Source organism: Kribbella steppae, assembly GCF_004342025.1.
Taxonomy (GTDB): domain Bacteria; phylum Actinomycetota; class Actinomycetes; order Propionibacteriales; family Kribbellaceae; genus Kribbella; species Kribbella steppae.
The window spans coordinates 547440-555880 of the sequence record NZ_SLWN01000007.1; the positions used below are offsets into that span (position 1 = coordinate 547440).

At 67.4% G+C, this 8441-nt stretch carries 8 protein-coding genes and 1 pseudogene; 4 read left to right on the top strand and 5 right to left on the bottom strand.

The genetic code is table 11. The features are described 5' to 3' along the window. Positions 1 to 12 precede the first annotated feature (12 nt). The 4 genes from EV652_RS23145 to EV652_RS23160 all read left to right on the top strand — a co-directional run bounded on the left by EV652_RS23145 (position 13) and on the right by EV652_RS23160 (position 3325). On the top strand, positions 13 to 369 hold the full coding sequence (locus tag EV652_RS23145; protein WP_132211268.1) for a YciI family protein: 357 nt from the start codon (positions 13 to 15) through the stop codon (positions 367 to 369). Next, positions 347 to 586, top strand: a complete 240-nt coding sequence (locus tag EV652_RS46205; protein ID WP_158441226.1) for a dsRBD fold-containing protein — start codon at positions 347 to 349, stop codon at positions 584 to 586. The genes EV652_RS23145 and EV652_RS46205 overlap by 23 nt, the downstream gene beginning before the upstream one ends. 870 nt (positions 587 to 1456) lie before the next feature. Beyond that, a complete protein-coding gene (locus EV652_RS23155) occupies positions 1457 to 2161 on the top strand; it encodes a helix-turn-helix domain-containing protein (RefSeq protein ID WP_242001935.1) in 705 nt (234 codons plus the stop codon). Positions 2162 to 2437: 276 nt separating this feature from the next. Beyond that, on the top strand, positions 2438 to 3325 hold the full coding sequence (locus EV652_RS23160) for an aminoglycoside phosphotransferase family protein (protein WP_199238338.1): 888 nt from the start codon (positions 2438 to 2440) through the stop codon (positions 3323 to 3325). A gap of 8 nt (positions 3326 to 3333) precedes the next feature. Here the strand turns inward: EV652_RS23160 and EV652_RS23165 are convergent, their stop codons facing one another. From EV652_RS23165 to EV652_RS23185, 5 genes and pseudogenes are all read right to left on the bottom strand, one after another. Further along, entirely contained in the window at positions 3334 to 5259 is a 1926-nt protein-coding gene (locus tag EV652_RS23165) for a hypothetical protein (RefSeq protein ID WP_132211269.1), read from the bottom strand. Beyond that, positions 5256 to 6314, bottom strand: a complete 1059-nt coding sequence (locus EV652_RS23170) for a glycoside hydrolase family 130 protein (RefSeq protein WP_242001936.1) — start codon at positions 6312 to 6314, stop codon at positions 5256 to 5258. The genes EV652_RS23165 and EV652_RS23170 overlap by 4 nt, the downstream gene beginning before the upstream one ends. Positions 6315 to 6340: 26 nt before the next feature. Then, positions 6341 to 7159 carry a carbohydrate ABC transporter permease gene (locus tag EV652_RS23175; RefSeq protein WP_132211270.1) on the bottom strand — a complete coding sequence of 273 codons (819 nt, stop codon included), beginning with the start codon at positions 7157 to 7159 and terminating at the stop codon, positions 6341 to 6343. Then, on the bottom strand, positions 7159 to 8082 hold the full coding sequence (locus tag EV652_RS23180; RefSeq protein ID WP_132211271.1) for a carbohydrate ABC transporter permease: 924 nt from the start codon (positions 8080 to 8082) through the stop codon (positions 7159 to 7161). The genes EV652_RS23175 and EV652_RS23180 overlap by 1 nt, the downstream gene beginning before the upstream one ends. Continuing rightward, positions 8079 to 8441 (bottom strand): annotated as a pseudogene (locus EV652_RS23185) (sugar ABC transporter substrate-binding protein); the annotation flags it as partial. The pseudogene EV652_RS23185 and the gene EV652_RS23180, both read right to left, overlap by 4 nt.

The following is an 8441-nucleotide window of genomic DNA, read 5'->3' on the forward strand; positions in this document are numbered from 1 at the left end:
TAGTTTCGGGGTATGCAGTTCGACCGGTACACCGTGATTTTGTTGACGTTGCGATCGGATGCGCCCGCGATGACGGACGATGAGGCCGCAGAGCTTCAGGACCGGCATCTAGCGCACGGTGCCGATATGCAGGATCGCGGGCTGGTCCTGGCTCGCGGACCGTTGACGGAGCAGGACGACGAGCGCTTCCGCGGGTTCTCCATCTGGTCGGTCGACGCGGAGACCGCCCGTCAGCATGCCGAAGCCGATCCGGCGGTGCGGGCCGGCCGATTGGCGGTCAACGTCATGACGTGGATGATGCCTGCGGGCAACCTCCAGTTCACCAAGGTGCAGCCGCCCAGGTCGATTGCCGAAGCGACAGCCGACTGAGTCGAGCGGCGACGAACTCGCCGCCGCGCGGGCACTGTCAGAGCTGGCCCATCGCCTGTTCCGAGGTGGTCGACCGTCCGGCCCGGGATCAGGCGAGGCCCCGGCCACGCAGAGCCGCGGCCTCTTGCCAGCTGGCTGGGCTTTCGGTCTAACGCTCCTGACAGTGGTGGGGCCGTGTTGGGGAGCGCAATCGGATCGTGTGGTTGTTGTCATGTAGCTGCGGCAGGGTCGGCGTACGGTAGCCGGATCGGTCGATGGATCGGTCTTCGTCGTTCGGGGGAACGAATGCCTGACAGCACGCTCAGCAATGCGGTGAACTCGGCCCGCTCAATCACCACGCCCATGACAACCGGCTGGCCGGCGTCCACTGGGGTGGCGCCGGATCAGCCGGCTCTGCACCGCCTGAATCCTGTCTCGCCGGCACGACTTCGGGTGATGGATGTACGCCGTTCAGTCGGCCAGACGATCGCCCAGCAGGCAGCAGCAGAGCTAGCCGCCGCCGGCCAACGAGCCGCAGCACACACCACCACGCACCCGCTGACTCCGCCACCTGCACAGCCACCGGCAAGACACAGCACAGAAACGATGCCCAAGGCAAGCGATACCCAACCAACGGTGGGAGCGCGCGACCTATGGGCGGACGCGGATGAGCCAGCCTTCGCTGAGTGGAGCACTGTGCATCAGGCTGTGGATCAGCATCCTCGGCACGTGGCCGCAGGGTCGAGTGCCGGACGACCGGCCACAGATGCGAGCTCCGTGGAGCGCGCCGCCGGGCAGGTAGGCGGAGGCCTTCAGGCTGGCGCCGTACGGGAGATGGCTGGAACAGTCCGGCGCCCGGGGCGAGCGCTGTGGATGCGGTTGCGGAAGTGGACTCCGTGGAGAACGCCGCCGGGCAGGTAGGCGGACGCCTTGAGGCTGGCTCCGCGCAGGAGATTGCCGGGGCGAGCGGCGTGCGTGCGGTTGTGGGCGCGCCGTGGAGCGCCGTGCCGGGCGGGTGGGTGGAGTGCCTTGGCGGGTGGGGTTGCGGAGCCTGGTGCTGCGGGAGCGCTCGACTGGAATTGTCGGTGGGGCGTTGCAGACTGGTGGGGTGAGTGAGTTCGAGCCGTATCGCGAGCGCCCCGCCCGGGTGCCCGGTGCCGCGCTCTGGACGCGAACCGCAGAGGGCGGGGAGTACCGGATCCTCCCGGACGGCTGCATGGACCTGCTGCTGATGGACGACGAATTGATCATCGCCGGGCCGGACAGCCGTGCGTGGGTCGGGTCGGCTGAGGCGGGGACGAAGTACGCCGGAATCCGATTCGCACCGGGGACGGCGCCACGGTTCCTCGGCGTACCGGCGCGGGAACTGCTGAACGAACGCGTCTCGCTGAGCGATCTCTGGTCGCCCGCGCGGAGCCGGCGACTGGCCGATCAGGTGCGGTCGGCGCCCGTGCCGGCGTTGGCATTGGAGCAGGTGGTAGCGGGGTTGGCTGAGGAGCCGCCTGACCGGCTGATCACCCACGTGCTGCGTGCTGTTCGGAGTGGAATGCTTCGGGGTGGTGCAGGTGTGCTGTCGCTGGCGGGGAGCGTCGGGTTGAGTGAGCGGCAGTTGCACAGAAGGTGCCTGAACGCGTTCGGCTACGGGCCGAAGATGCTCGACCGCGTCCTGCGGATGAACGTCGCCCTCGACCACGCCCGCACCGGCGTCGCGCTGGCCGACGTCGCTGTCCTGACCGGGTACGCCGACCAAGCGCACCTAACCCGAGACGTCAAAGCCCTCACCGGCCTCCCACCCCGAATCCTCCTGAGCTAGCGCCACGTGCACTCGTGCATCGCGGTGATGGTCGCGCACTCGGCGGGGTTGAGCGCGAGTCGAGGTGACCGCACGGCTGATCAGCAATCTGGAAACCGGCTGAGACCGACCGGTGCGCGTGCCACCATTGCTGTTTGTGAGTGCTGAGATCGGTACGGCGATATTGCGGCACAACCCGCTCAACGCGGTGACTGCGACCGTCGAGCGAGTGACGTACGCCGACGGTCGCACGCTGATCCGGAAAGCGCTGCGGAAGCCGGCGACCTCGACCGGGCCGTGGGCCGCTCCGAGGATCCGCGGCATTGGAACTACTGGCGCCGCGAGGTCGAGGTCTATCACGACGACGAGCTTCGCAAGCAGCTGGCCGTTGCGGGGCTGGTGCTGCCGGAGGCCGACGTCGCGGAGCACACGGACGGCGCCGTACTGATGATGGAGGATATCGAGGGCACGCACGGGACCGAGTTCTCGCTGGCTGAGCATGCGGCGTTTGCTCGGGCGTGCGGTCGGTGGCAGGCGCGGCCGGCGGGCGATCGTCCGTGGACGTCGATCGGGTTCCTGCGCGACTACTCGACGTCTCGGGACGTGCCGTGGCAGCTGGTTGACGACGATGCAGCCTGGCGGCAGCCGCTGGTGGCTGAGAACTGGCCGGCCGGGTTGCGACAAGCGTGGCGTCAATTGGTTGCCCATCGCAACGAGCTGCTCGACCTGGTGGCGCGGCTGCCGCGGGCTCGGTGCCATCTCGATCTGTGGGTGTCGAACGTGATCCAGCGGCCGACCGGCGAACTCGCGCTGCTCGACTGGGCGTTCACCGGCGACGGTGCGCTCGGTGAGGACCTCGGCAACCACATCCCCGACGCCGTGTTCGATCTCTTCTGGCCGGCCGAGCGGTTGCCCGGGCTCGCCGAGACGTGCATCGACAACTACCTCGACGGCCTGCGCGAAGCCGGCTGGCGAGGCAGTCCCGACGACGTACGACTCGCCGTGATGGCGTCCGGCGTCAAGTACGCCTGGCTCCTCCCCGGCCTACTCGGCCGCGCGTCCGACACCTCCCACAACGCCTATCACCAGCAAGCCGACAGCCACCACCTCTTCCACCAACGCGGCCAAGCCCTCACCTTCGTCGCCAACTGGTGCAAGCAGGCGCTCGAATCGCCCCGGCGATAAGGCCTTCGCTACAGGACCACGGTGAAGCCGCCTGGCTGAATCAGGGCCTGGGAGGTTGTCCCGGTCAGACGACGGCGGGAGTGGAGAACGCCCGAGGCGGTGTACGTGTAGGCGGTGGTGCCTGGGGTGGTCTTGAGGCTGTGGGTTCGGGGATGTGGGTCGACGCTGGCCAACAGAACGGCTGGGCCCAGGCGGAGGGTGCTGATGGTGGGGAGCAGGAGGAGTGCGTCGACTTGGAGGTCCTGGCCGGATACGGCTGTCGCTTTGAGGGTTGTGGCGTACGGCGGTAGCGGTGTGGGCAGCGTGATTGGCTGGAGGGCGCCCGGGGCCGCAGAGATGCCTTGAGGGCCAAGCGCATCGTGGTCAATGGATCCGAGTGACAGAGAGCCCGTGGTCCACCTGGAACGGCCGGGGCTCACGAGATTGACGACCGGCAGGACCAGGCGCGGCAAAGATGCGGAGGGCAGAGTCCACGCCGCGCTGCCGCCATTAGCCAACGAGACGTAGGAACCGTTGCTCCATTGGGATTCGCCGGTCCAGGCGGACGGCGGGGTCACGACTTGGCCGCCTACCGCAGCCTCACCTTCAACCACCTGCAAGCCGGAGTGCGTCAATGGACCCCCACTCAGCCTGGCAAGGCCCGGGTCGGCGTCCAGCGCGAGCATGGAGAGTTGGCCGTGGATGGTGGATTCGGCGCCGGAGTTGCGGTTGATGACGCCGTCGCCGGAGATGCCGTCGTACGTGCGGCCGGTGGACGGGTCGTACATGGGTGAGCCGGCCCGGTTCGCGCCGAAGTACCAGGCGGCGACGAAGGCGGCGACCTGCTTCAGCCCGGGCAGTCCGACTGCCAGTAGACCCTGCAGCCGGGCGTCGACGCCGTACGCGATCTGAGTACGGTCGATCGGTGCCGGCAGCCAGCCATTGTCGGGTCCGCCGGCGGTCATGAGCAGTGGTGTGAAGCCGGCCGTGTCTCCAATGGCAGGTCCGAGTGGAGTACGCACTACCGACGCAGCAGCAGCGAGTGCGGACGGCATCTGCGCGCCCCACGCGTGCCAGACCGAGATCGACTCGCCCCACGGCAGCAGGGCGCGGAACGGCCATTGCCGAGTCGACCCGGCACTCATGTGAGAGATGCCGTCGGCGAACTGGGTCAGTGCGCGTCGAGCCCGCGTGGACCCGCCGGCACGGGCGTACGCCGCCAGGCCGAGTACTGCCTCGGATGTCGCGTCGGCGCCGTTCACGATGAGCCAAGCGGGTACGCGGCGGCCGTCGACGATGTTCCACTGGCCGTAGCGGACCAGCACCTGGCGCTCCAGCGCAGCGAGAGCCAACTCGAGCCGAGCCTTCAAGAAGTCGGCAAAGCGACTGTCCACCAGGCGGAAGGCGTCGTAGCCCTCCCCCAGCGCCCACACCGTCCGGGCCAGCCAGTACGACGGCCCGGAGTCGGACGGGTCGGGAAGCTCCACTGGATCGGCGCTGGGGTTGAGCGTGCCGTCTGGCTGCATCCACAGGACCACGTTGCCGTTGGGCGACTGGAGGAACGTCAACCCACGCAGGAGTTCAAAGGCTGCTGTCAGCGAGGAGCGGTCACGAAACTGGCCCCAATGCCGTAGGTAGACCACGGCAGCGCGGGAGATGTCGTCCGCGTTGTAGGCGCCCTGGCCGTAGGTGTCGGTGACCGGGTCGTACGTCCCGCCGCCGATGCGCTTGTAGGAGCCGTCGGCCTGCCGGTCGGCGTACGTCCAGAGCACACCCAGAGGTCCGGAGCCGTAGGTGCTGTGGCCGGCGGCCGTGGGTGGTGTGACCGACGTACGCAGGTAGTCGAGATGGGCGAGGTTGCTCAGACGACCAGAAGCAGAAGCCGGCAAAGTGACAGCAGAAGCGGCGCCCAGAGCTACAGCTCCACCGAGGACGGTTCGGCGGGTGACAGTCATGTCAGCCGGTCCAATCTGGCGACACCGATGGCGGCGTCGGCCATTCCGTAGAAGACGTACCGCACCCCTTCGACCACCTCGATGGCAGTCGGGAACACCACGTTCCCGACCGTTCCGACCCGCTCCTCCTCCGTCTCCGGCACGAGAAGCGGTTCCGTCGACCGGGCGAGAACCCGGGTCACATCGGACGCGTCCAGCAGCAGCGCCCCCGCCGCATAGCTGACCTTCTGTGTCGTCGGGTCGAAGCCCTGCGGCTGCTCACCCGTCACCCCGTGGTGGATCACCAGCCAGCCCTCTGGCACCCGCAGTGGCGCCGGACCGGCCCCGATCTTCAGTTCTTCGAAGGGGTACTCCGACATCGCCACCAGCCGGTGGTTGCGCAGGTGCACCAGATTCCGCACATCACGTTCGACGTCGGCGACCGGCACGAACGACACCCAGATCCCCGGCCGATCGTCGGTCACGCCCGCCGGCAGGTGCACGCCCTCCCCCTCGCGGAACCAGCCGAGATCCCACATCGGCCGGTGCAGCATCGCGTACGACGGCTCGCCGTCCGGATCGGTCACCGGCTCGGGGAAGAACACCGTGTCCTTGTTCGGGAACAGGTTCAGATCGGTGTCCAACGCCGCCTGGTACTCGAAGTGCAGCGGTCCCAGCCGCTCCCAGTTCCGCAGATCGTGCGACACGGCGAGCGCGGGCTTCGGGCCGAGCGGGCCGTAGGCGACGTACGTCATCACGTGCGTGTTCAGCGACGGAATCCAGGTCACCCGCGGGTCCTCGACGCCGGCGTTGTTCAGCCCGCGCTCCCAGCCCTCGTCCGGCGCCAGTACGACGCCCTCCCGTCGTACGCCGACCGGCACACCGTCCTTCAACTCCACCGCGGCCAGACCGACGCGCGATACGTTGCCCGTAGCAACCAGTCGCGGGAGCAGGTAGAGCTGACCGTCCGGCGTGTGCCCGGTGGCCGGGTTCAGGACCCCCTCGGCCTCGAGTTCGTTGCCCGGCTCGGGCGTCATCATCACGCCGACACGGGTGAGCGCATAAGGAACAGTCACAACGAAAGCCTTTCCAGAAAGACGAATTAGCCCTTGACCCCGGATTCGAGGTTCGAGGCGATGAAGCGGCGCTGGAAGATCAGGAACAACGTCACGGCGGGCGCGGCCAGCACACACGCCCCGGCGAGGACGGCGCCGAACGGGTTCGCCGCCCGGGCCGACACGGTGGTCAGGTAGTTCGACAGCGACACCGCGAGCGGCTGCAGATCCTGCTGCTTGGTGATCAGGAACGGCCAGAGGAACTCGTTCCACGGCCCGATGAACGTCAGCAGTACGCCGGTCAGCAACGCAGGCCGCACCAACGGGACCGCGACCCGCCACAGGATGCTCAGCTCCGACGCACCGTCGATCCGGGCCGCGTCGAACAGCTCCTGCGGTAGCTGCAGGAAGTACTGCCGGAACACGAAGACCGCGGTCGAGTTGATCGCGAACGGCAGGATCATCCCGAGATACGAGTCGGCCAGTCCGTAACTGCGCACGATCATCACGTACAACGGAATGGTCAGCAGCTGGAACGGGATCACCTGGACCAGCAGCATCAGGTTGAACACGGCCCCGCGACCGCGGAACTGCAGCCGGGCCAAGGCATAGCCCGCGAGGACGCCGAACACCAGCGTCCCGAGGATGACACCGCCGGTGAAGATCCCCGAGTTGACCAGCGACCGGCCGAGGCTGATCGCCGCGTTGATCTCGCCGTAGTTGTGCAGCGTCAGGTTCCCGGGCTCCGGGAACGCACCACGCACCGACGGATCCGGCTCGGTCTGCAAGCTCCCGATCAGCATGTAGTAGAAGGGGAACAGGAACACGAAAGCGCCCAGCAGCAAGACGACGAATCGACGCCACATCACTCATCCCTCCCCACGAAGCGTCGTTCGATCAGCGTGAGAAGCAGTACGCCGATCACCAGCAGCACTCCGATCGCGGATCCGATGTCCGGGTTCCCCTGCTCGATGGCTTTCTGGTACATCACCAGCACCGGCGACGCCGACGCTCCGTCCGGACCGCCACCACCGGTCAGCAGATAAGGCTCGGTGAACAGGTTCGCCCCGGTCACCGTCGCGAGCAGGACGACGAGCGCCGTCACCGGCCGGACGCCGGGCACGGTCACGTTCAGGAACGACTTCCAGCGGCCGGCACCGTCCATCGAGGCCGCTTCGTACAGATCCTTCGAGACGTTCTGCAGCGCGGCCAGATACAGCAGGATGAAGAACCCGAGCTGTTTCCAGGTCACGTAGATCGCGATCGTCGGCATCGCCAGCTTCGAGTTCACCAGCCAGGACGGGTCGGGGGCGAGCGGGCCGAGGATGGAGTTGACCAGCCCGTTCGAGTTGAACAGGAACAGCCAGACCCCGACCACCGCGACGCTCGCGGTCACGTATGGCACGTAGTAGCTGACCCGGAAGAACGTCCGCCAGCGGATCGCCGCGTTCAGCGCGTTCGCTAGACCGAGCGACAGCACCACCGTCAGCGGCACGTTGATCACCAGGAACACGAGCACGTTCCCGAAGGCCCGCCGTACCGCGGGATCCGACAACACGGTGGCGTAGTTCTCGAATCCCACGAACGGCCGATCCACGATCGCGCCGGGCGCGGTGAAGAAGTAGTCGTGGAACGACATGTAGACGGCGAACCCGAGCGGGTAGGCGAACACCGCCGCCAGGAAGACCAGGTACGGCGTGACGAAGGCGGAACCGATCGGCTGGTCACCCAGCACCTTCGCCAGAATGCCACGCCGTCCCGCGGTGCCGGACGAGGCCAATCGGCTCATGACTGTGCGGCGAGCTGATCGACCTTCTGCGCGGCGCCGTCGAGGGCCGCACCGGGATCCTCTTGGCCGAAGATGACGGACTTGGAGTACGCATCCCGGAAGGTCTGCCAGATGGTGATCGAGTTCGCCACGTTCGGCACCTCGACCGTCCGCGCCGCCTGGTCCGCGAACGTCTTGTACGCCGGGTTCTTGGCGAAGTAGTCGGCGTACGTCGTCGCCACGTCCTTACGCAGCGGCATCTGTCCGGTCGTGTCCAGCAACTTCCCGTCCTGCTCCTTGCTGGTGGCGAACTTCAGCACCTCCCACGCGGTACCGCGGTTCTTGCAGGCCGAGTACATCGCGACGTTCTTCGCATCCGA

Bases quoted from the DNA above. Each gene is read 5' to 3' on its own strand.
- EV652_RS23145 (WP_132211268.1), top strand. From the start codon at position 13: ATGCAGTTCGACCGGTACACCGTGATTTTGTTGACGTTGCGATCGGAT.
- EV652_RS23165 (WP_132211269.1), bottom strand. From the start codon at position 5,259: ATGACTGTCACCCGCCGAACCGTCCTCGGTGGAGCTGTAGCTCTGGGC.
- EV652_RS23175 (WP_132211270.1), bottom strand. From the start codon at position 7,159: ATGTGGCGTCGATTCGTCGTCTTGCTGCTGGGCGCTTTCGTGTTCCTG.
- EV652_RS23180 (WP_132211271.1), bottom strand. From the start codon at position 8,082: ATGAGCCGATTGGCCTCGTCCGGCACCGCGGGACGGCGTGGCATTCTG.